Below are 25675 nucleotides of genomic sequence, written 5' to 3' on the forward strand. Positions count from 1 at the left end.
CATTTAGTTCATTGCTACCGCTAAATAATAAAGTGCGCACAGTAACCACCCAATTACTGTCATTTGCTTGTTGGTGTTTTATAAAAATAACCTATTTTAGATAGTAATCAATAATACTACACTCTTGGCTAGAGCGACCACCTAGAGTGCGCTATGCTGATAATATAAAAAGATTAAATCATCTCACTCACAGCAACAGGGTATGGTCGTTGAGAAGTCCCAAGAAAACCGATAAAAAAATAGCCGTATTGCTTACCGGGGGTGGTGCCAGGGCCGCCTACCAGGTCGGTGTGTTGAAAGCGTTGGCGCAGAGCATGCCGCGTACTTCGCCGCTGCCGTTCGAAATAATTTGTGGTACTTCTGCCGGCGCCTTGAACTCAGCAGGTATTGCCTGTTACGCCTCGTGTTTGCACTTAGCGGTGCGCAAAATTGAATACATCTGGAAAAACTTTAGCACTGAGATGGTCTACAAAAGTTCTTTTAGCGGCGTGTACGGCCATATTTTAGCGAATATGCTGCGCAGTTTTCAGGCGCAATATTTAAATCAACCACCTGCGAGCCTGCTCAACAACTCACCGTTACGCAAATTACTTGCCGAAGTATTAGACCTAAAACGCATAGACAATAATCTCCATCAAAACTACCTCGATGCTATATCGGTAACGGTGTCCAGTTACTCCACTGGCAAGTCGGTGTCTTTTTACCAAGCTAATGACGCTAAGCCTTGGCAACGCTCTAAGCGTGAAGGCGTACCTAGCCCTATTTCTTTAGACTTACTGATGGCCAGCTCGGCCATTCCTATGGTATTTCCCAGTGTGCGAGTCAAGCATCATTATTACGGTGACGGCTCAATTCACCAACTTTCACCATTAAGCCCCGCCATTCATTTAGGGGCCGATAAAATATTTGTGATTGGTGTTGAGCAACCGCGGCTTGCCCAACCTTTAGGCTATGAACCGCACTTTCCCGGTATGTCGGTGGTAGCAGGCCATCTACTCGATAGCGTTTTTAGCGACACCCTGCACTCCGATATTGAGCGTTTAGAACGTGTTAATCGCACCGTTAGCTTGCTTCCAGCTCGAGAAAAACACAAAGAGCTCAGACGCATTGACCATTTAACCATTAACCCCACGGTTAATTTCAACGAAGTGGCCGATCATTATTACGAAGACATTCCGCTGGCCATTAAGTTACTATTGCGTACTCTGGGGGTGAAAAAGCATTCGCCCTCCAGTTTAACCAGTTATTTATTGTTTGAGCGTACCTATACCCAAAAGCTCATTGAATTAGGTGTTGAAGATGGCTTAAAACGCTTAGATGAAATGCGAGCATTTCTAGAGCTGGACTAGCGTTTAATGGGTGAATACCCAAATACTCTATTGCTAGCCTAAACCCAAATGTTAAGGCAAGCCGTCGAGTAAAAACTGCTCGGCACGCTCTACCCTCCTGGGTTTGCCTTTTAGTAATAGCACATCGTTGGCACGCAAGGTGGTTTGCTCATCTGGCTGCGCTATCTCTTCACCATTTCGTCTCAGCGCTGTGATGTCTACTCGCTTAATATTGAGCTCCAGCTCGGCAATGGTTTTTTCTACAGCAAAGGCGTTCTCAGGTAACGCAATGGCATGTAAGTATTCTAGCCGCTCGCCTTTATTGTCACTTAAGTCGCCACTGTTACCGGCAAAAAAGCCATGCAGATAAGGGTAGCGATTTTCTCTTTCTTTACTTACACGGCGAAAAATTCTGCGCATCGGCACGCCCGACATATACAACACATGAGACACCAACATCAAACTGGCCTCCAGTGACTCTGGCACCACCTCTGCCACCCCCATGGATTTTAACTGCTCCATGTGGCTGTCGTCTTTCATGCGCACCAGTATTTTAATCTCTTCACTGTGGCGCCGAATGGCATCCACCGCTACTTGAGTTTGCTCAAAATCATCAAAGGTAATGATCACTAAACGGGCTTGATTAATATGGGCAGAGCGCAATAAGGTTTTTTGCGCGGCATGACCAAATAGCACAGGATCGCCGGCAATTTGCGCGTCTTGCACAATTTGTGGGTCGCGCTCAATGGCAATGTAAGGGATCGCTTCCGCGCGTAAAAAACGGGCAATGGTTTGCCCCACTCGGGCGTAGCCAAAAATAACCACATGATCTTGCAGGTCATCCACGTTATAACTTTTTGGCTCTTCTGGTACGCCTTTTTCAATGCCTAATAGGTTTAATATTTTCGCTGTTTTGCCAATTAAATATGGGGTCAATGCCATCGACAGCACCCCTAAAGCAATCAAAAAAGACACTGTGTTAGCATTTAACAGTTGGTGTTTGCTGGCCAGTGCCACCAGCACAAAGCCAAATTCCCCCATTTGCCAAATCATAATCCCGGCGCCCCAAGCATCGCGTTTGCGCTCTCCCATTAGCTGAGCGATCGCCACAATCACTAACACTTTGATAACCAACACCGCGATTAAGGCAATAATGACATAGAAAAACTGACTCAATACATAAGGAATATTCAGCTGCATGCCCACGGTAACAAAAAACAGCCCCATTAAGATGTCTCGAAACGGTCGGATCTCGGCTTCCAACTGATGCCGATACTGACTTTCTCCTAGCATCATCCCAGCTAAAAAAGCCCCTAGCGCCATCGACAATCCAAACGAATAAGTCAAGGCCCCAGCACATAACGCCACCACTAAGGTCGACAGAACAAACAGCTCATCGGTTCTCACCAAAGCAATTTCATTGAAAATTTTGGGCAGTAACCACTTACCAATGGCCCACAGTAAAAAGCAAACTAAGGCCCCTTTGGCAAAGGCAAATAAGAGCGCCATGGCCAGCTCATGGTTACTGGCCGAAGAAATAAGTGGAAAGGCAATAAGCAAAGGCACCACGGCAATGTCTTGAAATAACAACATACCAATGGCAAGTTGGCCGTGGCGCGTTTTGAGCGAGCCCGACTCTTTTAATAGCTTTACCACCACCGCAGTAGAAGACAAAGCAATAAGGCTGGCAATAACAAAAGAGCCCACCCAACCGTAATGCATAAAATGCAACAATAGCATGCCAATCACGGTGGTAATGATGACCTGTAAACTGCCCAATCCGAACACCACATTGCGCATAGCCATTAACTTGGCCACCGAGAATTCGAGCCCCAAACTGAACAGCAAAAAGACGATCCCCAGCTCCGCCATAAAGTGAATTTCATGGCTATCACTCATCCAACCAATGCCATGACTGCCTGCTAATACTCCGGTGAGCAGATACGCCAAAATCGGCGGCAAGCCTACGCGCTTAAAGGACCACACCAATACTACTGCACACAGCAGCAAGGCAAAAACTTGCGCGAATATACTTTGCAATCGGCCTCCTGAGCATAAAAAATTGACGGGATACGGCAATGGTTTTGTTTTTCTTTCATTTAAATATAGCAAGCGTTTGTTTTTACGCCAGTTTAAATTTTTGGCACAAAATTCGCTTAATAACTGTGAATTGTTGTATTTAGGGGGAGAGAATATGGAAAATGTCCATATTTTGACACAAAGACTGCCGACCAGAGGCGATTATTTGCCGTTCAATGCCGAGCAGTACAGTCCACAAGGCGATGAACATTACACTCGCTTAGTGAATAAGTTACAAACCACGCTCGATATCGACGAATTGTTGACGATTTACGCCGAGCACGTAGCACGGATCTCAAAGGTTTCTGGTATTCAGTTTCATTGTAGCTTAGGTGTGTTCCAAATGCAGCAGTGCGATAGCCAGTACCCCGCTACCAGCTTCGATTTGGAGCTAGAAAAAGAGCACTTGGGGCAGCTGGTTTATTTTAGTGAATTCCCTTTTAGCGAGGCCATTAAAGCCAAGCTAATGAAGTTGCACGCTTGTTTAATTTACCCAATTCGTAATGCCTTGATGTATAACCGTGTGCTACAGCTTGCTACCAAAGACTCGCTAACAGGGCTGTATAACCGCAGTCAGTTTAGTGAAAACCTAGAGCAAAAAATTGAGCGTTGCCGCCGTCAACACCGCAACTTTAGTTTAATGCTGTTGGATTTAGATAATTTTAAGCAGGTAAATGACGTATACGGCCACAAAGCCGGCGATGACGTATTACAAGAGTTTGCACGTATTTTGCAATCATCAACGCGTACCACAGATTCAGTGTTTCGTTTTGGTGGTGATGAGTTTGCCGTGCTGATTGACGACCCAGCATTTACTACAAATAAAGTCATTGCCGAGCGGATCATGGCCGAGGTTAGAGGCTCAAGCATGCTTGCCAAATACAACGTCACCACCAGCATCGGCTTTACCTTAGCCTCGAGTCACGATTGCGCCGACAACATTTTTGCTCGTGCCGACAGTGGCCTATACCGCGCCAAAGCGGCAGGCAGAAACTGCGCTCGAGCCGTTTAATACGCAGCTAACACCCAGCGTCCCCTAACGCTGGGTGTTATGCATTAACAAACGATAGCCCCACAAAGTGGCTGCGGCTCCGGCAAAAAAGCCGTTTATCACCCAAGCCATTGCCAAAAAGTCTGGAATGTCGGCAAACATCACCGCTATCAAAGGCGCTAGCAACCCGAGTATAAAATAATGCCCTCCTTTGCCATGCCAGTAGCGCAATAACAACACCATGCTAAGTACTCCAGCCCCAAGTGCATAAGCCAGGTTCAACCAAATCGCCTTATCCACGGCAAATAAAATACTAAATAAAATAACCGTTAACAGCAGGGCAAAAGGCGCCTTCTGCGCTAGCTGCTCACCAATTTTTCGATACTCAGTCATTACTATACTTCCAAATAATCCCATCAACTTGGGCAAACTCAGCGGCAACAAAGTGCCCCACCACCGCAACCGGCTCTGCATCATAATAAACCACTGCAACATGGGCTCGTTGCCAACTCGGCACACCGGCATCTTTCAGCCAGTGCTTAATGGTGTTAGAGCCAGGCTTAGTGCATGGCTTAATTTTATCGTTCAAGCGGCCAAACCGCACACTCACCTGCTCATTATCATAAGGCGCTCGACACCCTTCCCCTTGTGTGATGGCAAGGGGCCGAGAATAAGCCGTGAGCTCGGCCACGTTTACCTCGATGAGATCTTCAGGTTGCGGCGAGTTCGTCACATAATATAAGCGGGCCCGAAAACGACGAATGCAACCAGAGCCTAGCTGTATCTTAAGTTGGCTGTCTTGGCGTGGCGAAAGTGCCTGCGCCACTAAATCGTCCAGTTGCTTTTGACTTGGCATCGCCACATCATAGCCGGCTAACCACAAGCGCAGCACATTATCTCTTCTCGCGGGCGTTAGAGCCTGTAAAGCATCAATACACAGCGTCTGATCATGGGCGCAACTCGCTAAGTCTTGTTGACTGACTTCATCGATGATCGCTTGTTGGCGCTGTAACAGCTCTATGCTGCGTAAGCTAGCGCCTAAAAAGCCCGTAAAGCGTGCCTTTAATAAGGGGATAATACGCTGACGTAAAAAGTTGCGATCAAAGCTATCGTCCTGATTAGATTCGTCATTAATGTGTTCTAATTGCTGCTGCTCGGCATAGGCTTCAATTTCGGCTCGGCTAACTCCAAGCATTGGCCGGATGCAACTGCGGCCACTGTTAAGCTGAACCTGTGCTTGCATGGCACCAAGCCCAAGCAAACCCGAGCCGCGCTTTAAGCGCAGCAAAAAGGTTTCCAATTGGTCGTCGCCGTGTTGCCCCAGTACAATAGCAAAGTCAGGCTGCGCCGTGGCATCCAGTGCTTTATAACGAGCTTCTCGTGCTTGTGCTTCAATACTGGTGCGAGACTTTTTCTCTATGCTAACGCTAGCGCATTGAAACGGTAAGGCTAACTGTTCGCACAAACGCTGACAAAAGTCGCCCCAGGCTTTGGCGTTGCGCGACAGCCCATGGTCAATGTAAATGGCCTCTAACGGTACTTTTTGTTGCTTGGCATACTGCTGACATAGATGCAGTAACACCACAGAATCCACCCCGCCTGATAGCGCCACAGACAAGCCGGCACTATTGCTACTAAGCGTTTCTAGAGACAACGCCACTTGGTGATATAAGTTACTGTCAGTCATGATGTATTCTTAAAAAGAAAAAGCCGCAATAATGCGGCTTTTTATCGTGTTTTGGCGCTTTTAGCAATAACCAAACGACATCAAACGCTGGTAACGTTGCTCTAGCATTTCGTCGGTGCCAAGCGCTTCTAAATCGGCAAGATCCCGCTTCAGCTGGCCCTTAAGGCTTTTTGCCATGGCATCGTAGTTGCGATGAGCGCCACCTAGCGGCTCCTCAATGATGCTGTTGATCAAATCCAGCTCTTTTACTCGTTCCGCAGAAACGCCCATGGCTTCTGCTGCAATGGCGGCTTTGTCGGCGCTTTTCCAAAGAATTGACGCACAACCTTCTGGCGAGATAACCGAGTAAGTGCTGTATTGCAGCATGTTTACACGGTCGCCCACACCAATGGCCAAGGCACCGCCCGAGCCACCTTCACCAATCACAGTACAAATTGTTGGTACTTTTAATGCCGCCATCACTTTTAAGTTTCTAGCAATGGCTTCACTTTGACCGCGCTCTTCGGCGCCCACACCAGGATACGCTCCTGGGGTGTCGATAAAGGTGATAATTGGCATTTTAAAGCGCTCAGCCATTTCCATTAGGCGTAGCGCCTTGCGGTAGCCCTCAGGCTTTGGCATACCAAAATTACGTTTAATTTTTTCTGCGGTATCACGGCCTTTTTGCTGACCGATCACCATTACAGGTTTATCGTCTAGTCGCGCAACACCACCTAAAATGGCCGGATCATTGGCAAAAGTACGGTCACCAGCAAATTCGTCGAACTCGGTAAAAATGCGCTCGATGTAATCACGAGTGTATGGACGAAGTGGATGACGAGCTAACTGAGATACTTGCCAAGCACCTAAGTCATCGAAAATCTTCTTAGTTTGCTCGATGTTTTTTTCTTTTAACCGACTGATCTCTTCTTCCAGGCTTAGATCTAAGTCACCAGAACGGCTAACATTTTGTAATTCTTTGATCTTTGCTTCCAATTCTGCGATTGGAAGTTCAAATTCAAGATAATTGAGGCTCATGCTCTAAACTACCTGTTTAGTTAAATTCTAGTTCTAATTCCTGCGCCGCCAACAACGACAACCGCGTTAATAGCTCGTCGCTGGGCGTCACACACCATTGTGTTCCTAATGTTAACTCTGCTAAGGCATCAGGACGCTGATATTGTATTTTTATTGGACACGTGCCAAATTTATATGGTTCAAGTACTTTTTTGAAATTTTCAAAGAAGTTAGCGTCAATTTGAGCCATATTTAGCGTCATTTTAATTGCACTAATGCGCTTTTCACGGGCATCGGCAATGCTGCAGACTTCTCTTGCGGTCATTGTAATGCCACCAGAGAAGTTATCAAAGCTGACCTGTCCTGATATTACCAAGATTTGGTTAATTTGCAGCATTTCTTGGTACATTTCGAACTGTTCAGGAAATAAGCGCACATCAATACGAGCACTCTTATCGTCAAGCGTGATGAGCCCCCAACGTGCTCCTTTTTTATTAATTAAGGTGCGCGCATTAATGACTAAACCCGCTGCTGTAGCTAAGGTATCACGATTACCCGGTTGCAAGTCAACTAGCTTACCTGAGGTGTAGTGTTTCAGCTCTTTACGATATTGGTTAATAGGATGACCAGTAAGATAAAGACCTAAGGTTTCTCTTTCGCCGTTTAACCATTCTTTATCGCTTAATGGCGTGGCTTTGACAAAGGCCTGCTCCACCTCATCCGGCTCCACAGCCAGTAGGCCAAATAAATCGCTTTGACCTATGGCCTCGGCCTTGTGGTGTTGCTCTGCCGATTTCATGGCATCGGGTAAGCTAGCAAGTAGAGTGGCACGACCTGGTTGATCTTTTTCTGGCCCCAATTTATCCATGGCACCGGCATAAATCAGCTTTTCAATTACACGCTTATTCAGGCGCTTTAAGTCAACCCGAGCACAAAAATCAAATAAATCCTTAAAGGTACCGCCTTGCTCTCGCGCTTCAATGATGGCTTCCACCGGACCTTCGCCCACGCCCTTAATGGCGCCAATGCCATAAACAATTTCGCCACTGCGGTTAACGGTAAACTTATATACCCCAGCATTCACATCCGGTGGCAGCAGCGTTAACTTCATGTTTTCGCATTCGTCCACCAACGTTACTATTTTGTCGGTGTTATCCATGTCCGCAGACATCACCGCCGCCATAAACTCAGCCGGATAGTGGGTTTTCATCCACAGCGTTTGATACGACACTAAGGCATAAGCCGCAGAGTGAGACTTGTTAAAACCATAACCGGCAAATTTTTCTACCAAGTCGAAGATTTTCATCGCCAACTCGGCGTCAATGCCATTGTTTTTGGCGCCCTCGGCAAAGGTTTCCCGCTGCTTCGCCATCTCTTCGGGCTTTTTCTTACCCATGGCACGACGAAGCAAGTCAGCGCCACCAAGGCTATAGCCCGCCAGCACCTGGGCAATCTGCATTACCTGCTCTTGGTAAAGAATGATACCGTAGGTTGGCTCCAAAATAGGCTGGAGACTGTCGTGCTGGTATTGCGCGTCAGGGTAAGAGACTTCTTCGTTGCCGTGCTTACGGTCGATAAAGTTATCTACCATGCCCGATTGCAATGGACCTGGGCGGAATAACGCCACCAGTGCGATCATATCTTCGAAACAGTCGGGCCTAAGCCGCCTTATCAAATCTTTCATGCCTCGCGATTCCAGCTGGAATACTGCGGTGGTTTTGGCATCCAATAGCAGCCTGAAGCTGGCGGGATCATCTAACGGAATGGCGTTAATATCAACGGGCTCACGTTGCTCACGCTGGAGCCTTTCGTTGGCCATGTCCAGCGCCCACTGTAAGATAGTCAGGGTTCTAAGACCCAAGAAGTCGAACTTAACTAGACCTGCGGTTTCAACGTCGTTTTTATCAAACTGAGTAACCGGAAACTTACCTTCTTCATCGCAGTATAGCGCCGCAAAATCAGTGATGGTGGTGGGCGAGATAACCACACCACCGGCGTGTTTACCGGCGTTTCGCGTACAGCCTTCCAAGATGCGACACTTATCAATCAGCTCGCGCACCTCTTCGTCGCCGTCATAGGCTTCTGGTAAACGCGGCTCAACATCAAAGGCTTTTTCCAGTGTCATACCGGGGTCGCCAGGTACTAGCTTGGAAATTCTATCAACAAAGCCATACGGGTGACCCAGCACTCGGCCGACGTCACGAATAACGGCTTTAGCGGCCATGGTCCCAAAGGTGATGATCTGCGATACCGCGTCGCGGCCATAAAGCTTAGCAACGTGATCAATCACCTCGTCACGGCGGTCCATACAAAAGTCGACGTCGAAATCGGGCATGGATACCCGCTCTGGGTTGAGGAATCGTTCGAATAGTAAGTCGAATTCAAGGGGATCTAGGTCAGTGATTTTTAGTGCATAAGCCACTAAGGAACCAGCACCAGAACCACGCCCAGGGCCAACGGGAATGCCGTTATCTTTACTCCACTGAATGAACTCCATTACGATCAAGAAGTAGCCGGGGAACCCCATTTGGTTAATTACGTCGAGCTCAATTTGCAGTCGCTCGTCATATTCGCCGCGCTTTTCTTTACGCACTTGTTCGTCAGGGAATAAAAACTGTAAACGCTCTTCTAAGCCATCGCGAGAGACTTTTACCAAAAAGTCTTCAATGGCCAAATCGCCGGTGGGGTAATCAGGTAAGAAGTAAGTACCCAACTGCACCGTAACATTACAGCGCTTGGCAATTTCAACGGAGTTGGCTAATGCTTCAGGAATATCACTGAATAATTCCTGCATTTGCTCTGGCGTTTTTAAATATTGTTCACTGGAAAAGCGCTTGGGTCGATTTTTGTCTTCTAGGGTGTAGCCGTCATGGATCGCCACCCGTATTTCGTGGGCATCAAAGTCTTGTTGATGCAAAAATACCACTTCGTTGGTGGCCACCACGGGCAAGTCATGCTGCGCCGCCAGTTCCACTGCCGCATGCAAGTATTCTTCTTCTTGCGGCCGTGAGGTGCGCTGCAGCTCAATGTAAAAGTGGTCTTGGAAATGTTCTTGGTAAAACGCCAAGGTTTCAGCAATAAGCTGCGGTTTGCCTTTTAATATGGCCTTACCTAAGTCGCCGTCTTTGCCGCCTGAGATAATGATCAGGCCTTCTTTGTGCTTGGCCAGCCAAGCTTTATCAATCACCGGGCGATGAAAAACATGGCCACGTAAATAGGCATCAGATATTAATAACGTGAGGTTTTTATAGCCTTCGTTATTCTTTGCTAAGATTAAGATCCGGCTAGGCTCGTCGGGAAATTGCTCCGATCTTAGCCAAAAATCCGCGCCAACAATGGGCTTTATTCCTGCACCATGGGCACCATCGTAAAAGCGCACCAAGCCGCACAAGTTCATTTGATCGGTTATCGCCAATGCAGGCATTTCCAGCTCAGCGGCTCGGGCCACAATGGGCTTGGTCTTGGCCAAGCCATCAACCATGGAGAAATCACTGTGAACACGCAAGTGAACAAACTGCGGGGCAGGCATAATTACTCCTTTTCGGCCAAAATACGTTGCACCGGCTTAAAGCTGGTACGGTGATAAGGGGTTGCACCATGGGCTTGCAGCGCAGCAAAATGCACTTTAGTTGGGTAACCTTTGTGCCCAGCAAAACCATACTCAGGAAATTGGGCATCTAAATCAAGCATTTCTTGGTCGCGTGCAACCTTGGCTAAAATAGAGGCGGCACTGATCTCTGGCACTAAACTATCTCCTTTCACCACTGCGGTGGCCGGTATAGTTAGGCTGGGTAAACGATTGCCATCAACAAACACGTGGTCAGGTTGAGTCTTCAGCCCTTCTACCGCACGAGACATAGCCAGCATAGTGGCATGCAATATATTGAGCTCATCGATTTCGGCGACACTGGCTCGTGCAACACAATAACACAGGGCTTTTTGTTTTATTTCTGCCGCCAAGGCCAGGCGCTTTTTCTCTGTGAGCTTTTTTGAGTCGGTCAGCCCGGCAATGGGGTTGGCCGGGTCTAAAATCACCGCCGCGGTGACCACATCGCCCACTAAAGGGCCGCGACCCACTTCATCTACGCCTGCAATAAACTGCACATCAGGACGTTCAATTTGCATCTAATAACTCCGTCACCGCTTTCGCCGCCTGCTTACTGGCATCAAGGCGAATGTTTTGGTGGATAGTATAAAACCGTTCAATAAGTTTGCTGTTATTGCCAATCAGCATGTCAAATAAGGCATCGGCTAAGGCATCAGGATTACACTCAGCCTGCAAAAATTCAGGCACCAATGGTGCGTCAGCTAATAAATTGGGCAACGAAAAGTACTTAATATTAAAGGTGAAAAAGGTATTAAAAATCCAGTAACTTTTCGGGTTTAGCTTGTACCCGACCACCATTGGCTTTTTGTATAGCATGGCCTCTAAGGTGGCGGTGCCGGATGCCAATAACACGGCGTTAGCCGCTTGCATGGCAAGTGCCGACTGGCCATCAAGCATAATTGGTTTGAGCTCTGGGGCCACTTCATTGAGCGCTTCAAGAAACTGCGCTTTGCGTTTTTCATTGACCAGTGGCACCACGATTTTGAGGTTTGGAATTTTCTCACTGAGCTTTTTCGCGGTAGCCAAATAGGTGCGACTTAATAGCCCTACTTCAGAGCCGCGACTGCCTGGCAACAACGCCAACACGGTGTCTTCGGGCTTGAGGTGTAGCTGTGCACGAGCACCGGCCAAATCGGGCTCTAACGGGATTTCATCGGCTAAGGTATGGCCAACAAAAGTACAAGGGACGTCGTGCTTATCGTAAAACGCTTTTTCAAATGGTAATAACGACAGCACCAAATTGGTGGCCTCTGCGATTTTATGAATGCGCTTCTGTCGCCAAGCCCACACGCTAGGGCTGACGTATTGCACGGTTTTAATGCCTGCGGCTTTAAGTGGCTTTTCCACCCGCAAATTAAAGTCTGGGGCATCAATCCCAATGAAGACATCAGGTGGATTGGCAATAAAGTGGTTCACCAACTCTTTTTTTATTTTCAATAGTCGCGGCAGCCTGCCTAACACCTCAACCAAGCCCATGACCGCCAGCTCATCCATATCGAACAGGGTTTTACAGCCAGCTTGCTGCATCTTTGGTCCGGCAATACCAACAAAGTCGGCATTGGGATAATGCTGTTTTAGGGCATTAATGAGACCAGCGCCTAAAATATCACCGGAGAGTTCACCGGCCACCAAAGCTATCGTTATTTTTTTATCGTTTGTCATTGTTTTGATTCAGAAATAAAAAACGCCATACGTGAGTTAACCCACAAGTATGGCGTAGTATAACGTTCATCTTAGCTTGAGTTTAGCGAATTAAGCCACGGTTCGATGTTGCAATAAAATCGACCATCTGCTGTACCGCAGGAAACTCAGCAGCATCTTCAGCTAATGCAGCTACGGCATCTTCTAGACGTAGCCCTTTTCGAAATAGCGTCTTGTATGCACGTCGTGTTGCCATGATTTCGTCAGACTCGAAGCCTCGACGTTTTAACCCTTCAGTGTTAATCGCCACTGGGCGCGCCGGTGTGCCTGTTGTTGTTACAAATGGCGGTACATCTTGGTTAACCCCTGAGTACATGCCAACAAAAGCGTGAGCACCGACTTTACAAAATTGGTGAACACCAGAGTTACCAGCTAGGATCACCCAATCGCCTACGTGCACATGGCCTGCCACACTGGCGTTGTTGGCAAAAATCACATTATTACCAATCACCGCATCGTGAGCGACATGGGTATAGGCCATAAATAAGTTATTACTACCAATCTTGGTGACGCCTTCATCTTGAATGGTGCCGCGGTGAATAGTGGCACACTCACGAATAATGTTGTTATCACCAATGATAAGTTTCGTGGGTTCATCCTTGTACTTTTTATCTTGGCAGGCCTCTCCTACTGACGCGAATTGGAAAATGTGGTTACCAGAACCAATTTCTGAAGGGCCTTTTATCACAACATGTGATTCTATTTTACAGTTGTCGCCAATAACAACGTCATTGCCAATGTAAGAATATGGGCCCACTGAAACATTTTCGCCAAGACGCGCACCTGACTCGATAATTGCGGTAGGATGAATAGCCATTAAAACTCTCTTCTCGCACACATTAGTTCAGCGCTACAAACCACTTTGCCATCAACTTTGGCTTCGCCTTCGAACTTCCAAATATTACGACGTTCTTTCACGAATTTAACGTGTAAGTGCATCGTATCACCTGGAACTACTGGCTGTTTGAAGCGCGCATTATCAATTGCTGCGAACAAGTATAGTTCATTTTCGCTACGATTCTCGACGGTTTTAAAGCCCAATAAGCCAGTGGCTTGTGCTAAGGCTTCAAGGATCATCACACCAGGAAAAATGGGTTGATCTGGAAAGTGACCAGTAAAAATCGGCTCATTGGCAGTGACGTTTTTCACCGCATGGAGAAATTCACCCGGTTTGTGATCCACGACTTTGTCTACCAACAACATTGGGTAGCGGTGTGGCAGTAGTTTTAAAATCTCTTGGATATCAAAGCTGTTTAATTCGTTAGCCAAAATAGCTTCCTTATTCTACATCGGTATCTTTAAGTGAGGCTGTGAGCGCTTCTAACGCCTTTAAGCGCGACTTAAAGTCAGATAAATTGCGTAAGTGTGCAATGGACTTACGCCACTCTTTATTAGTTTGGTGAGGCAAGCCTGATGAATACACACCCGGCTCAGTAATTCCTTTGGTAATCATACTCATGCCCGTGATAACCACGCCGTCACAGACATCAATGTGACCGTTGATCGCAGTCATGCCACCAATTTGGCAATACTTACCAATTTTAACGCTACCGGCTAGCACAGTGCAGCCTGCAATGGCGGTACCATAACCTACTTCAACGTTATGGGCGATTTGAATTTGATTATCCAAAATGACATTGCTATGGATCACCGTGTCTTCTAAAGCGCCACGATCGATTGAGGTACTGACCCCCACTTCTACTCGGTCGCCGATGATCACAGTGCCGACTTGGGGAATTTTGACCCACTCGCCTTTTTCATTAGCATAGCCAAAGCCATCACTACCTATGACAGCACCAGATTGGAACAAACACTGCTCACCGATTTGTACCTCATGGTAAACAGTGACATTTGCCCAGAGTTTTGTTCTTGCGCCTATTTTGGCATGTTTCCCTATGAAACAGCCTGGCCCTATCTCAACGTTATCAGCAATTTCAGCACCTGATTCAATCACAGTATTGGCGCCAATGTGTACGTTTTCACCAATCTGCGCATCGCTGGCAATCACCGCCGAAGCATGGATCCCACTAGCAGCAACAGGCGTAGTGTCGAGCTTTTGCGCTAACTTAGCATATGCCACATAAGGGTCGTCGATAACCAGCTTATTACCAGAAAAATGGGGGGCTTCCTTTGCGCTTAAAATCACCGCGCCAGCCGCTGTGTTATCAAGCTGACTACGGTATTTACTATTAGCCAAAAAGGCGATTTGATCGCCTTTTGCTACGCCCAAGGTGGCAATGTTTCTAATTTCTTTATCGCCATCGCCGTCCAGCTGAGCTCCTAAGAACTCAGCCAGTTGAGATAAGGTGTACAGTTTTGTCATTACTTGTTGCTAACCGCTTCTACAACTTTGTCAGAAAGGTCAGCTACTTTATCAGGATTGAAGTAGATTGTCGTATCTTTTACTTTCACTTCATCAAAATCACCTGACTTAGCTACTTTTTCTATGGCATCAACGATAAGTTTTTGCACTTTAGCAAGCTCTTGGTTTTGACGTTGCTTCATTTCTTGCTCAAGCGGACGACCTTTTTCTGCCAATGTTTTTTGCATACCTTGGATCTTTTCACGCAATGCCGTTTTTTGCTCTTCACTCATGGTGGTTGCTTCACGCTTGAACTTTTCTGCTTCAAAACGGATGTCACCTTGCAGCTTTTCAAGCTCTTGACGACGCTCAGCAAACTCAGTTTGCAGCGTTTGCTCAATTTTCGCCACTTGTGGAATTTGCTTATACACTTCTTGCATATCAACAATACCCACTTTATGTGCTAGCGCGTTGCCTGAGGCACCCATCATTAGTGCGGCTGTCATGGCTAGTGTTGATGATTTGATAAATTTTTTCACAATAATTCTCCTTAGAATGTATTACTGATATTGAAGCTGATCGTCTTCGTATCGTCGTTTTCTTCTTTTTTAAGTGGGTAAGCGAAACTGATCAGCATAGGTCCCATAGGTGAGATCCACTGAACCGATAACCCTGTTGAAACTCTGAACCGTGATGGGTCAGAAAAATCCGAAAGTACTTTGTATTGATCTTCTGGCAAGTTGGTGTAACGGTCAACATCGAACTCAGTATCCCACACATTTGCTGCATCAACGAAGAAGCTAGTACGCACCGAACTGGTATTCTCTTCGTCTAAGAAAGGCGTAGGCACTATCATTTCGAGGCCCGCAACCGCTTTAGCGTTACCACCAATACGACCACCCAACCTTAATTGGTCAAAGGCCGGATCACCACCAATTCCTACACTGCTGCTGCCATCAGGACCAGGTGTACCAGGAATACCGATTGGTAACCGCTGCACCGCACGCGGCAAGATGGTGTTGCGGTCAAAGCCTCGTAGCTCTTGCTCGGTAATACGGAAGAACTCTTGGAACGGCAATACTTGCTCAAAACCGTTGGTTTCACCGTAACCATTACCATAACCCAATGATGCCTTGGCCGAGAATACCCAGCGGTGGTCATTACTGATCGGCCAGTAGAAGCGTGAGTCGTAATTAACCTTAAAGAAGTTCAAGTCGGAATTTGGTGTCGTCATGCTCAAGTTCAAGCTTTGACGAGAACCTGCGGTTGGGAACATACCACGGTTAACCGTGACACGAGACCAGCCTGCGCTCAACTCATACTTGGTGAAATCGTAGTCGGCATCTGGGTTGTTAGGGTCAAGGAAACTTAAACGCAAAATACGAGTTTGTTCGAAATCTGAAATTTGCGACAAACTTTCCTCAATCCAGCGGAAGCCAAAGTTAACGCGGTTAATGGCATTAATTGGGAAGCCAAAGTTGCTGCCAAAACCATAGCTGGTTGATTTGTAGTCGACAATGCCAAACTCGCTGGCATCAAACTTACTGAAGAAGACGCTACTGCCCTGCGACACCCCATCTGGCGTGAAGTAAGGGTCGGTGTAAGACACACTGTAACGCTCTGAACCGCGAGAGGTATTGACATTAAACGCCACTTGGTTACCCGTACCAAGGAAGTTTGATTCACTCACCCCAACATTAAACTGTAAGCCTGCATAAGAGCCATAAGCGACACCCGCTTGGAAACTTCCTGCCGGTTGCTCCTTCACAGAGAAGTCAACGTCCACTTGGTCGTCAACACCTGGAATAGGCTTGACTTCAAATTCAACCGACTCCATGTAAGGTAAACGTTGGATCTGAAGTTTTGAACGTTCTAGGCTTTGATTTGATAGCCAAGCGCCTTCTAGCTGCGTCATTTCACGACGTAGCACTTCATCTGCCGTATTTTGGTTACCATTAACAATGATGCGACGCACGTAAACGCGCTTGCCTGGGTCCACTGAAAGCGTCAATTGAACTTCTTTTTTCTCATCGTCAATTTCTGGCATCGTGCGTACTTCGGCATTGGCGTAGCCAAACCGCGCCAAATAATTTTTAATAAAGTCTTCTGAAGCGGTAACAACCGAGCCGTTATATAACTCCCCACTACGCAGCGGTACTATCTCTTTTAGGAAGTCTTCACGACCTAGTAAATCACCAATAAAATCGAAGCCTTTAACGGTGTACTTTTCACCTTCTGTGATATTAGCGGTCACATACACAGACTCTCGCTCTGGGCTTACTGATACCTGAGTTGAGTCAATGTTAAAACGCAAATAACCACGATCAAGGTAAAAACTGCGGATCTTTTCTAAGTCGCCTTCGATGGTTTGCTTTTGATAGCGATCATTGGACATGAATTGCCACCAAGGTAAGTCTTGTTGTGACTCAATTAGGCCTAGTAGCTCTTCGTCAGAGAACAGCTCATTACCTACTAGGTTTATTTGTCTAACCGAAGCGGCGTCGCCCTCATCAAACTCTAGTTCTAGCTTCACGCGGTTACGTGGCAGTTCAATGATATTCACCTTTACCGTAGCATTGTATTTACCAATACTATGGAAAAACTCAGTTAAGCCTTTCTCAATGCTATCTAGTACGGTCCTATCCAACGGCTCACCTTGGCGCACATCTTGTTGCTCCAAGCTTTCATTAAGCTGCTCGTCTTTGATGTCCTTGTTACCATCAAACTCGATGGCACTGATGGTTGGACGCTCTTTGACTTGGAAAACAATCTGATTACCATCACGGAACACAGCAATGTTGTCAAAGTGACCTGACTTATACAGCGCTTTGATGGTACGTGAAATGGTGAACTCATCAACATTGTCACCCACGTTAATAGGGATGTGTGTCAACGCGGCGCCCAGTGCGACGCGTTGTAACCCTTCTACTTTTAAATCTTCTACGATAAAGGAGTTTTGCCCTAAGGCAGCAAAACTTGCGCCCAGTAAACTGGTTACTGCAATGTGTTTTATTATAGGCATTTTATTATCTTTATCCTTTACAACAATTTTGGCGCGATACGTTAAGGCCCACTACATTACAACATATAAACGTTACAGGTTTTGTATTGTTTCGTGTTGTATGCCTGAACAAAATGCAACAAACAATGTGTACATAATGCGCACTCGATAGCACCGCAAGGCCTAAAGCCGAGAAACATCGTTAAATAGTGCAAAAAACGTTAGCGTCAATAACAGCATAGCGCCGATCTTAAACCCTAACTCTTGTGTCTTTTCAGAGACTGGTTTTCTGCGAATTAGTTCAATTAAGTAATACATTAAGTGCCCACCGTCTAAGACAGGGAGCGGTAATAAGTTAAAAACTCCTAGGTTAACGCTGATCAGCGCTAAAAAGCCTAAAAATGCAACTAATCCGTAACTAACACTATTTCCGGCACTTACCGCGATACCGACCGGCCCGCTTAAATTTTTCACCGAGACTTGGCCTGTCAACAGATTGCCAATCATGTCGAAACTGAGCGCTATTAAGTCATAGGTTTTACGAGTGCCAAGCACAATACTATCTACAACGCCGTATTGTCTAGTTTCAATGTAGCCATTTGGCCACTTTTCCATCACTGGCACGACACCGAGGTAACCTTGAATAATCCCTTCAGGTGACGTTTTAGCTTGGGGTGTTACGGATAAGGTTTGTTGCTGGTTATTTCTATCAATGGTCAGCGCCAGAGATTGGTTTGCTGATTTTTGCACTCGCGCCACAAATTGCTGCCATGACGTCAGTGACTCATCATTAATGGCAATGAGTGTATCCCTTTTTTGCAGCCCTGCACGGTCAGCAGCCGCCCCCTCTTCTATGTAACCTAGCTGTAAAGTCAGCGGTGGTCGATAAGGGGTAATACCAATAGAAGTGAGCGGTGCTTCGTCTTGTTTATCTAGGCGCCACTCGTTTAGGCGCAAGGTGCGCACTGCAACACTGCCATTTTGTTCTTGTACTTTTGCCACCAAACTTGGCTCGCCCAAGTGGGCCATCAACTCAAAGGTCACGTCTTGCCACGAGTGCACCATTTCATCATCGAGTGCAATAATGTGATCACCACGGTTAAAGCCGGCTTCTGCAGCAATGCTGTTGTTTTGCACCTCACCTACCACAGGCTTAGCCGATTGCACTCCCACCATGTACATCACCGCCAATACCACGATAGCAAACAAAAAGTTGGCAATGGGGCCAGCGGCGACAACCGCAATCCGAGACAACACAGGCTTATTATTAAACGCTAAGTGACGTTCTTGCTCTGGTACCTCATCAACGCGCTCATCAAGCATTTTGACATAGCCACCAAGGGGAATCGCAGCGATGACGTATTCGGTTTTATGTTTGTCGTACCACTTAACCAGCGGCTTACCAAAGCCAATTGAAAAGCGCAGCACCTTCACCCCTGCTTTTCTGGCGACCCAAAAATGACCGTACTCATGCACCGTCACTAAAATCCCTAGTGCCAGAATAAATGAGCCTAAGTGCCAGAAAAATTCAAACATGGTTACCTCATTGCCGTAATAATGTGCTGCGCCTGAATACGAGCCAGTTTATCTGTTTCCATTATTGACTCAAGCGATTTTAATACGCCCAGCTCACTTTGCTCAAGCGTTTGCGCATTAACACGGTAAATATCCATAAAATCAATTTCACCGGCTAAGAAGGCGGCTACGGCAACCTCATTGGCGGCATTCACTGTGGTGGTGGCAGCTTGACCTGCTCGGCACGCTTCCATGGCTAAACGTAAGTTGGGATAGCGAGCAAAATCCGGCTTGGTAAAAGTAAAATCGCTCATGCTGGCAAAGTCCAGCGGCGCCACACCGGCGTCGATCCGCTCTGGATAGGCTAAGCCATAAGCAATGGGAGTACGCATATCGGGCTGTCCCATTTGCGCCAGTACCGAGCCATCTCGGTACTGCACCATCGAGTGGATCATACTTTGCGGGTGGATCACCACCTCAATGTCATCAGCCTGACAGTGAAACAGCCACTTTGCCTCGATAAATTCAAGGCCTTTGTTCATCATAGTGGCGGAGTCGACCGAAATTTTTCGGCCCATGGACCAATTAGGATGCGCAACCGCCTCAGCCACAGTGACGTCTGCTAAGGTATTAATATCGCGCTCCAAGAAAGGACCACCAGAGCCAGTAAGTAAGATTTTGCTCACTCCTGCGGGCTGCAACTCAGTTGCCTGGCCGCTTTGTATTGCTTCCGGCAAGCATTGGTAAATGGCGTTGTGTTCGCTGTCGATAGGCAACAAGGTGGCACCATGGGCCTTAACCTTATCCATAAACAGCTGGCCGCTCATCACCAAGGATTCTTTATTAGCCAGTAGTACTTTTTTTCCGGCTTCGACAGCCGCTAAGGTGGGGATAAGGCCCGCTGCTCCAACAATGGCCGACATGACAATATCCACCTCTTCGTGGGCGGCCAGTTCTGCCATGGACTTTTCACCACTTAACACCGTGATGCTGGCGCCTGACAACATTTCTTGCAGCTGTTTTGCCGCCGCAGGTGAACTCATCACCGCAAATTTCGGCTGGTGTTGCTGACATAGTTCAGCCATTTTGGCCGCGTTTTGCCCTGCAACCAAGGCAAAGACATCATAGCGCTCTTGATTGCGGCTCACCACATCCAGTGTTGATAAGCCAATTGACCCGGTTGCACCTAATACCACTAAAGATGCTGGCTTCATAGAGCGACCGTCCACGCGTAACAGAAAGCAAAAATAGGCGCCGCAGCAGTAAGGCTGTCGATTCTATCTAAAATACCACCGTGACCCGGTAAGCAGCGACCGGAGTCTTTTAAACCGACTTCACGTTTAAACATGCTTTCGAGTAGATCGCCTACCGCCGAGAATAATGCGATAACCACCGTCATAGCGCCATACATAAACCATTTGTTGCTTTCGATATCAGCGAAGTAACAAAACGCCACAACAAAAACCACAGCGGTCACTAAGCCACCGACGAGCCCTTCAATGGTTTTGTTAGGGCTAACGTTGGGCATCAGCTTATGTTTGCCTAAGTTTTTGCCAGCAAAGTAAGCACCAATATCGGCACTCCATACAATGCCCAGCACCACCATAATTAATACCGAGCCGATGTGCTCGCCCTCATGGTAACCTGCGCTGCGCATAACGTTAAGCGCCAACCACAGCGGCACTAGCGTCAATACGCCGGCAATTGAGCGCATCATGATGCCCTCATTCCACGCCCGTGCTGCGCGCGGGTATTTGAATACCAACACCGTGGCCACTAGCCACCAAGCAAACGCCAGAGTAAATACATAGTTGGCATCAGCAACTAATTTACCCTGCTGCCACAGCGCTTCAATTGGCCAGTGACTATTGAGTAGCGCTATCAATACCGCCATCACGGCAACAAAGCCAACTCGCTGACGGGTTCGAGCTAACCCTGCCAATGCTGACCATTCCCAGGCGCCTAGTAATACGATTAAAGCGGCAATGGTACTAAACATGCCAAGCGGTGTATAAAACACCAAAAGTAAAGCCAGTGGCGCCAATACCGCTGACGTTAAAATGCGTTGTTTTAACAAATTTGAACCCTTAACTTGTTGCGTCTTTCTCTGCTAGGAGCTGTTTTATTTGCTCACCAGTGCAGCCGAAGCGCCGCTCCCTGGAAACATAACAAGCAATGGCTTCAGAAAAGGCTTGTTCATCAAAATCTGGCCATAACGTGTCTGTAAAGTAGAGCTCAGCGTATGCCGCTTGCCACAGCAGGAAGTTACTAATGCGATAGTCCCCTCCAGTTCGGATCAACAAATCAAGGTTTGCCTGATCGGCCATGGTCATATTGGCTGATAACGCTTCTTCAGTAATATCACTTGGCTGTAATTCACCTTGACTTACTTGTTCAGCAAGTTGTTGTGCAGCTTGAGTGATATCCCAGCGACCACCATAGTTGGCAGCAATGTTTAAGTTAAGCCCTGTATTGCTTTGGGTCAATGTCTGGGCTTCTTCAACACGTTGCTGGAGGTTTGCTGGAAAGCGAGAAAGGTCGCCTATAATGGTTAGTTTTACGTTATTCTTATGTAATTTCTTAACTTCTTTAGACAGCACATAAATGAATAGCTCCATTAATGTGCTGACTTCATCTTCTGGTCGACGCCAGTTTTCACTACTAAAAGCAAATAGAGTCAGAGACTCCACGCCCAACTTGGAACAAAATTGCACAGCGCTACGGACTGAGTCAACCCCTTTCTTATGACCGAAGGCGCGAGGACGCCGACGAGCTTGAGCCCAACGACCGTTGCCATCCATTATTATTGCAACGTGTCTTGGCAGTGATTGCTGCGAAATAACCTCTGCTTTTAAAACCATAATTCCAGTTTGAGTGAAAAAAAACGCCGCCTAGTATACCCTAGACGGCGCTTCAAACCTAATAAATTTGTCGTTGTACCTAGCTTGAAAATAGCTAACTGCTCATAAACAAAACAGATTTTGTTGCTGTAAAGTCATCGCAGCCTTGCTTCGTATTAGCCAAGCAAACGGCGATTAGATTTCCATTAATTCTGCTTCTTTGGCGCTCAATTGGCTGTCCATTTCTTTGATGTGCTTATCCGTCAGTTTTTGGATCTCATCTTCTGCCTGGTGCGCTTCATCTTCAGAAATTTCTTTGTCTTTTAGCAATGCCTTAATATCGCCATTAGCGTCACGACGAATGTTGCGCACAGCAACACGACCGCCTTCTACTTCGCCACGCACAATTTTGATTAGGTCTTTACGACGCTCTTCAGTTAGTGGTGGCAATGGTACGCGAATAACGGTACCGGCAGACATTGGGTTAAGGCCCAGATCCGATGACATGATTGCTTTTTCTACCGCTTGCGCAAGCGACTTATCAAATACACTAATCGCCAGCGTACGCGAATCTTCAGTGGTTACGTTTGCTACTTGGTTAAGCGGCGTATCGGCGCCATAGTATGACACTGTGATACCATCGAGTAACGCAGGGTGCGCACGACCTGTACGGATTTTAGAAAGTTGGCTTGAAAGTGCTGTTACACTTTTTTTCATGCGCTCTTGAGCGTCTTTTTTAATATCTTCGATCACAATACTTTCCTAGTCTGTTCTTGCTTTTAAATATCCGTCACTTGCATCAAAGCAAGCAACGGTAAAGTGTTCGTTGCGATTAATCTTTTGCCTGAGAGGTGATTAACGTGCCCTCTTCCTCACCCATGATGACATTCTTAAGCGCACCCGGTTTATTCATATTGAATACGCTAATAGGCATATTGTGGTCACGTGCTAGCGTGAATGCCGCAAGGTCCATCACTTTAAGTTCTTTATCAATCACTTCATTATAGGTTAGATCGCGATAAAGTGTGGCATCTGGGTTTTTCACTGGGTCATCGCTGAATACGCCATCGACTTTGGTGGCTTTAATAACTGTGTCTGCTTCAATTTCAATGCCGCGCAAACAAGCTGCAGAGTCGGTGGTAAAGAATGGATTACCAGTACCGGCAGAGAAAATCACCACGCGGCCCGATTTCAGTAGGCTAATCGCCTCGGCCCAATTGTAGGCATCACACACGCCATTAAGCGGAATCGCTGACATTAAACGGGCATTAACGAATGCACGGTGCAGCGCATCACGCATTGCCAAGCCATTCATGACGGTTGCCAGCATACCCATGTGGTCGCCGACCACGCGATTCATGCCCGCTTCGGCCAGTGAGCCACCACGTAAGAAGTTACCGCCACCGATAACCAAACCCACTTCTACGTCGAGTTCTACTAACTCTTTGATCTCTTGTGCCATGCGATCCAAAACTTTAGGATCGATTCCGAAGCCTTCATCTCCCATTAAAGCTTCACCACTAAGCTTTAAAAGAACGCGTCTAAAAACAGGTTTTTTATTGATAGTCATAATTTCCGGGCCAATTAAAAGTGAGGTAAAAAATAACCGCGCTTATGCGAGACATAATTGCGCGGTTATTTTAGAGAATTTTCAGCATTGACGCAAAAGCTAATATCAGCTTTTGCATCAATCGGCTAATCACTTAGGTGATTACTCGCCTTTCGCCGCAGCAACTTGTGCTGCAACTTCTGCTGCGAAGTCTTCTTCTTTCTTCTCGATACCTTCACCTACTTCTAGACGAACGAATGAAGAAACAGTCGCGTTTTTCTCTTTCAGGTATTCACCAACTGATTTTTTCGGTTCCATGATGAAAGCTTGACCAGTAAGAGAGATCTCACCAGTAAACTTCTTCATGCGGCCAACAACCATTTTCTCAGCGATTTCAGCTGGCTTGCCTTCGTTCATTGCGATATCAACTTGAACCGCTTTTTCTTTTTCAACTACTTCTGCTGGTACGTCTTCTGGGTTTAGGTACTCAGGCTTAGAAGCAGCTACGTGCATTGCAACGTGCTTAAGTGTTTCTTCGTCAGCGTCACCAGATACAACAACACCAATGCGCTCACCGTGACGGTAAGAAACTAGCTTGTCGCCATCGATGTAAGAAACACGACGAATGTTCATGTTCTCACCGATTTTAGCAACTAGTGCAACACGCGTTTCTTCGAATTTAGCTTGTAGCTCTTCAGCTGATAGTTTTTCAGCTACAGCTGCATCAGCTACTTCATTTGCAAAACCAAGGAAGCTTGCATCTTTTGCAACGAAGTCAGTTTGACAGTTAACTTCTACTAGTGCAGCAAAACCTTCGCCTTGCTTGATGATGATAGTACCTTCTGCAGCGATGTTACCCGCTTTTTTCGCAGCTTTAGCAGCACCGCTCTTACGCATGTTCTCGATTGCTTGATCGATATCACCGCCAGTTTCAGTCAGTGCTTTTTTACAATCCATCATGCCAGCGCCAGTGCGCTCGCGAAGTTCTTTTACTAGGGCAGCAGTTACAGCCATTAGAATATCCTCAAATCTGAATTCAGTTTTTGATAAAACCAACATTACGTTGGTTAGCTATCAAATTGAGTGATGTGTCTCTCAACTTGATATAAATCCGTTATCTTTCAAGGTCTGCTTGGCAAACAACGGGATAAGCAGTTAAGCGCTTATAAAGAATATCAAGTCTTCATCGATGGTTTGATGAAGACTTGATGACAGCTAATACCTAACTAGGTAATTACTCAGCTTCAACGAAGTCGTCGTTCTCAGCTTGAGCAACGATGTTGCTCTCACGACCTTCAGTGATAGCAGCAGCAACTGCTTTAGTGTAAAGCTGGATAGCACGAATAGCATCGTCGTTACCAGGGATGACGTAGTCAACGCCATCTGGGTTCGAGTTAGTATCAACAACAGATACTACTGGAATACCTAGGTTGTTAGCTTCGCGGATTGCGATGTGCTCGTGGTCAGCATCGATGATGAAGATAGCGTCAGGAAGACCGCCCATATCTTTGATACCGCCTAAGCCTTTTTCAAGCTTTTGCATTTCACGAGTAAGCATTAGCGCTTCTTTCTTAGTCAGCTTCTCAAACGTACCGTCTTGGCTTTGAGTCTCAAGGTCTTTAAGACGCTTGATTGATTGACGAACTGTTTTCCAGTTAGTCAACATACCACCTAACCAACGGTGATTTACGTAGAACTGCTCACTTTGGATTGCCGCTTCTTTAACTGCTTCGCCTGCAGCGCGCTTAGTACCAACGAAAAGGATTTTACCTTTGTTAGAAGCTACGTTCGATAAGAACTTAAGAGCGTCGTTGAATAAAGGTACAGTCTTTTCTAGGTTGATGATATGTACTTTGTTACGTGCGCCGAAGATGAAAGGCTTCATCTTAGGGTTCCAGTAACGTGCCTGGTGACCAAAGTGAACACCAGCTTGAAGCATATCGCGCATTGAAACGTTTGCCATTGTATATTTCCTCTAATAAGTTAGGGTTAGGCCTCCACATATCCCATAGCACCAACACGCCAGTATTTTTTAATTACCGCATGCACCCAAGTGTATGTGTCGATATGTGTGTGTGT

General features: G+C 46.7%; 22 protein-coding genes. 2 read left to right on the forward strand and 20 right to left on the reverse strand.

What is annotated here, in order from left to right; genetic code table 11:
- Window positions 1–209: 209 nt before the first annotated feature.
- Complete coding sequence (locus tag R3P39_RS07920) at window positions 210–1349, forward strand: patatin-like phospholipase family protein (protein ID WP_336566755.1); 1140 nt, start codon at window positions 210–212, stop codon at window positions 1347–1349.
- A gap of 51 nt (window positions 1350–1400) precedes the next feature.
- On the opposite strand, the gene R3P39_RS07925 is transcribed toward R3P39_RS07920, so the two are convergent.
- A complete protein-coding gene (locus R3P39_RS07925; protein WP_336566757.1) occupies window positions 1401–3368 on the reverse strand; it encodes a cation:proton antiporter domain-containing protein in 1968 nt (655 codons plus the stop codon).
- 154 nt (window positions 3369–3522) lie between these two features.
- On the opposite strand from R3P39_RS07925, the gene R3P39_RS07930 reads away from it, so the two are divergent.
- On the forward strand, window positions 3523–4419 hold the full coding sequence (locus R3P39_RS07930) for a GGDEF domain-containing protein (protein WP_336566759.1): 897 nt from the start codon (window positions 3523–3525) through the stop codon (window positions 4417–4419).
- A 24-nt stretch (window positions 4420–4443) separates the two neighbouring features.
- Here R3P39_RS07930 and R3P39_RS07935 read toward each other — a convergent pair whose 3' ends face one another.
- The 19 genes from R3P39_RS07935 to rpsB form a co-directional block, all read right to left on the reverse strand.
- Window positions 4444–4791 (reverse strand): hypothetical protein, encoded by a 348-nt coding sequence (locus R3P39_RS07935; RefSeq protein ID WP_336566761.1) that lies wholly within the window; start codon window positions 4789–4791, stop codon window positions 4444–4446.
- Complete coding sequence (gene tilS, locus R3P39_RS07940) at window positions 4784–6085, reverse strand: tRNA lysidine(34) synthetase TilS (protein WP_336566763.1); 1302 nt, start codon at window positions 6083–6085, stop codon at window positions 4784–4786. The genes R3P39_RS07935 and tilS overlap by 8 nt, the downstream gene beginning before the upstream one ends.
- 60 nt (window positions 6086–6145) lie before the next feature.
- Window positions 6146–7102: an acetyl-CoA carboxylase carboxyl transferase subunit alpha gene (gene accA, locus R3P39_RS07945; RefSeq protein WP_336566764.1), complete on the reverse strand. Its 957-nt coding sequence runs from the start codon at window positions 7100–7102 to the stop codon at window positions 6146–6148.
- Between the two features lie 16 nt (window positions 7103–7118).
- Window positions 7119–10610 (reverse strand): DNA polymerase III subunit alpha, encoded by a 3492-nt coding sequence (dnaE, locus tag R3P39_RS07950; RefSeq protein ID WP_336566765.1) that lies wholly within the window; start codon window positions 10608–10610, stop codon window positions 7119–7121.
- A 2-nt stretch (window positions 10611–10612) separates the two neighbouring features.
- A complete protein-coding gene (gene rnhB, locus R3P39_RS07955) occupies window positions 10613–11206 on the reverse strand; it encodes a ribonuclease HII (protein WP_336566766.1) in 594 nt (197 codons plus the stop codon).
- A complete protein-coding gene (gene lpxB / locus R3P39_RS07960) occupies window positions 11196–12350 on the reverse strand; it encodes a lipid-A-disaccharide synthase (RefSeq protein WP_336566767.1) in 1155 nt (384 codons plus the stop codon). The genes rnhB and lpxB overlap by 11 nt, the downstream gene beginning before the upstream one ends.
- Window positions 12351–12432: 82 nt before the next feature.
- The gene (lpxA, locus tag R3P39_RS07965; protein WP_336566768.1) at window positions 12433–13206 is read right to left on the reverse strand and encodes an acyl-ACP--UDP-N-acetylglucosamine O-acyltransferase; all 774 of its coding nucleotides are present in this window, start codon (window positions 13204–13206) and stop codon (window positions 12433–12435) included.
- Entirely contained in the window at window positions 13206–13658 is a 453-nt protein-coding gene (fabZ, locus tag R3P39_RS07970; protein ID WP_336566769.1) for a 3-hydroxyacyl-ACP dehydratase FabZ, read from the reverse strand. The genes lpxA and fabZ overlap by 1 nt, the downstream gene beginning before the upstream one ends.
- A 10-nt stretch (window positions 13659–13668) precedes the next feature.
- Window positions 13669–14712 (reverse strand): UDP-3-O-(3-hydroxymyristoyl)glucosamine N-acyltransferase, encoded by a 1044-nt coding sequence (gene lpxD, locus R3P39_RS07975; protein ID WP_336566771.1) that lies wholly within the window; start codon window positions 14710–14712, stop codon window positions 13669–13671.
- The gene (locus tag R3P39_RS07980) at window positions 14712–15230 is read right to left on the reverse strand and encodes an OmpH family outer membrane protein (protein ID WP_336566772.1); all 519 of its coding nucleotides are present in this window, start codon (window positions 15228–15230) and stop codon (window positions 14712–14714) included. Before R3P39_RS07980 ends, lpxD begins: the two co-directional genes overlap by 1 nt.
- Before the next feature lie 11 nt (window positions 15231–15241).
- Window positions 15242–17713, reverse strand: a complete 2472-nt coding sequence (bamA, locus tag R3P39_RS07985; RefSeq protein ID WP_336566773.1) for an outer membrane protein assembly factor BamA — start codon at window positions 17711–17713, stop codon at window positions 15242–15244.
- A 162-nt stretch (window positions 17714–17875) separates the two neighbouring features.
- Window positions 17876–19228, reverse strand: coding sequence for a sigma E protease regulator RseP (rseP, locus tag R3P39_RS07990; RefSeq protein ID WP_336566775.1), 1353 nt, complete (start codon window positions 19226–19228; stop codon window positions 17876–17878).
- Between the two features lie 2 nt (window positions 19229–19230).
- The gene (gene ispC, locus R3P39_RS07995) at window positions 19231–20421 is read right to left on the reverse strand and encodes a 1-deoxy-D-xylulose-5-phosphate reductoisomerase (protein ID WP_336566776.1); all 1191 of its coding nucleotides are present in this window, start codon (window positions 20419–20421) and stop codon (window positions 19231–19233) included.
- Window positions 20418–21284 (reverse strand): phosphatidate cytidylyltransferase, encoded by an 867-nt coding sequence (locus R3P39_RS08000; protein WP_336566778.1) that lies wholly within the window; start codon window positions 21282–21284, stop codon window positions 20418–20420. The genes ispC and R3P39_RS08000 overlap by 4 nt, the downstream gene beginning before the upstream one ends.
- Before the next feature lie 10 nt (window positions 21285–21294).
- Window positions 21295–22068: an isoprenyl transferase gene (locus tag R3P39_RS08005; RefSeq protein ID WP_336566780.1), complete on the reverse strand. Its 774-nt coding sequence runs from the start codon at window positions 22066–22068 to the stop codon at window positions 21295–21297.
- Between the two features lie 174 nt (window positions 22069–22242).
- Window positions 22243–22764 (reverse strand): ribosome recycling factor, encoded by a 522-nt coding sequence (frr, locus tag R3P39_RS08010; protein ID WP_419148044.1) that lies wholly within the window; start codon window positions 22762–22764, stop codon window positions 22243–22245.
- Between the two features lie 115 nt (window positions 22765–22879).
- The gene (gene pyrH, locus R3P39_RS08015) at window positions 22880–23617 is read right to left on the reverse strand and encodes a UMP kinase (RefSeq protein ID WP_336566782.1); all 738 of its coding nucleotides are present in this window, start codon (window positions 23615–23617) and stop codon (window positions 22880–22882) included.
- Window positions 23618–23758: 141 nt separating this feature from the next.
- Complete coding sequence (tsf, locus tag R3P39_RS08020; RefSeq protein ID WP_336566784.1) at window positions 23759–24610, reverse strand: translation elongation factor Ts; 852 nt, start codon at window positions 24608–24610, stop codon at window positions 23759–23761.
- A 220-nt stretch (window positions 24611–24830) separates the two neighbouring features.
- Window positions 24831–25559: a 30S ribosomal protein S2 gene (rpsB, locus tag R3P39_RS08025; RefSeq protein WP_336566785.1), complete on the reverse strand. Its 729-nt coding sequence runs from the start codon at window positions 25557–25559 to the stop codon at window positions 24831–24833.
- Window positions 25560–25675: the final 116 nt, after the last annotated feature.

This window comes from Pseudoalteromonas sp. UG3-2 (assembly GCF_037120705.1).
Classification (GTDB): domain Bacteria; phylum Pseudomonadota; class Gammaproteobacteria; order Enterobacterales; family Alteromonadaceae; genus Pseudoalteromonas.

Coding starts and splice junctions, on each gene's coding strand:
- R3P39_RS07930 (WP_336566759.1), top strand. CDS start 3,523: ATGGAAAATGTCCATATTTTGACACAAAGACTGCCGACCAGAGGCGAT.
- R3P39_RS07935 (WP_336566761.1), bottom strand. CDS start 4,791: ATGACTGAGTATCGAAAAATTGGTGAGCAGCTAGCGCAGAAGGCGCCT.
- tilS (WP_336566763.1), bottom strand. CDS start 6,085: ATGACTGACAGTAACTTATATCACCAAGTGGCGTTGTCTCTAGAAACG.
- accA (WP_336566764.1), bottom strand. CDS start 7,102: ATGAGCCTCAATTATCTTGAATTTGAACTTCCAATCGCAGAATTGGAA.
- dnaE (WP_336566765.1), bottom strand. CDS start 10,610: ATGCCTGCCCCGCAGTTTGTTCACTTGCGTGTTCACAGTGATTTCTCC.
- rnhB (WP_336566766.1), bottom strand. CDS start 11,206: ATGCAAATTGAACGTCCTGATGTGCAGTTTATTGCAGGCGTAGATGAA.
- lpxB (WP_336566767.1), bottom strand. CDS start 12,350: ATGACAAACGATAAAAAAATAACGATAGCTTTGGTGGCCGGTGAACTC.
- lpxA (WP_336566768.1), bottom strand. CDS start 13,206: ATGGCTATTCATCCTACCGCAATTATCGAGTCAGGTGCGCGTCTTGGC.
- lpxD (WP_336566771.1), bottom strand. CDS start 14,712: ATGACAAAACTGTACACCTTATCTCAACTGGCTGAGTTCTTAGGAGCT.
- bamA (WP_336566773.1), bottom strand. CDS start 17,713: ATGCCTATAATAAAACACATTGCAGTAACCAGTTTACTGGGCGCAAGT.
- rseP (WP_336566775.1), bottom strand. CDS start 19,228: ATGTTTGAATTTTTCTGGCACTTAGGCTCATTTATTCTGGCACTAGGG.
- ispC (WP_336566776.1), bottom strand. CDS start 20,421: ATGAAGCCAGCATCTTTAGTGGTATTAGGTGCAACCGGGTCAATTGGC.
- R3P39_RS08005 (WP_336566780.1), bottom strand. CDS start 22,068: ATGGTTTTAAAAGCAGAGGTTATTTCGCAGCAATCACTGCCAAGACAC.
- frr (WP_419148044.1), bottom strand. CDS start 22,764: ATGAAAAAAAGTGTAACAGCACTTTCAAGCCAACTTTCTAAAATCCGT.
- pyrH (WP_336566782.1), bottom strand. CDS start 23,617: ATGACTATCAATAAAAAACCTGTTTTTAGACGCGTTCTTTTAAAGCTT.
- tsf (WP_336566784.1), bottom strand. CDS start 24,610: ATGGCTGTAACTGCTGCCCTAGTAAAAGAACTTCGCGAGCGCACTGGC.
- rpsB (WP_336566785.1), bottom strand. CDS start 25,559: ATGGCAAACGTTTCAATGCGCGATATGCTTCAAGCTGGTGTTCACTTT.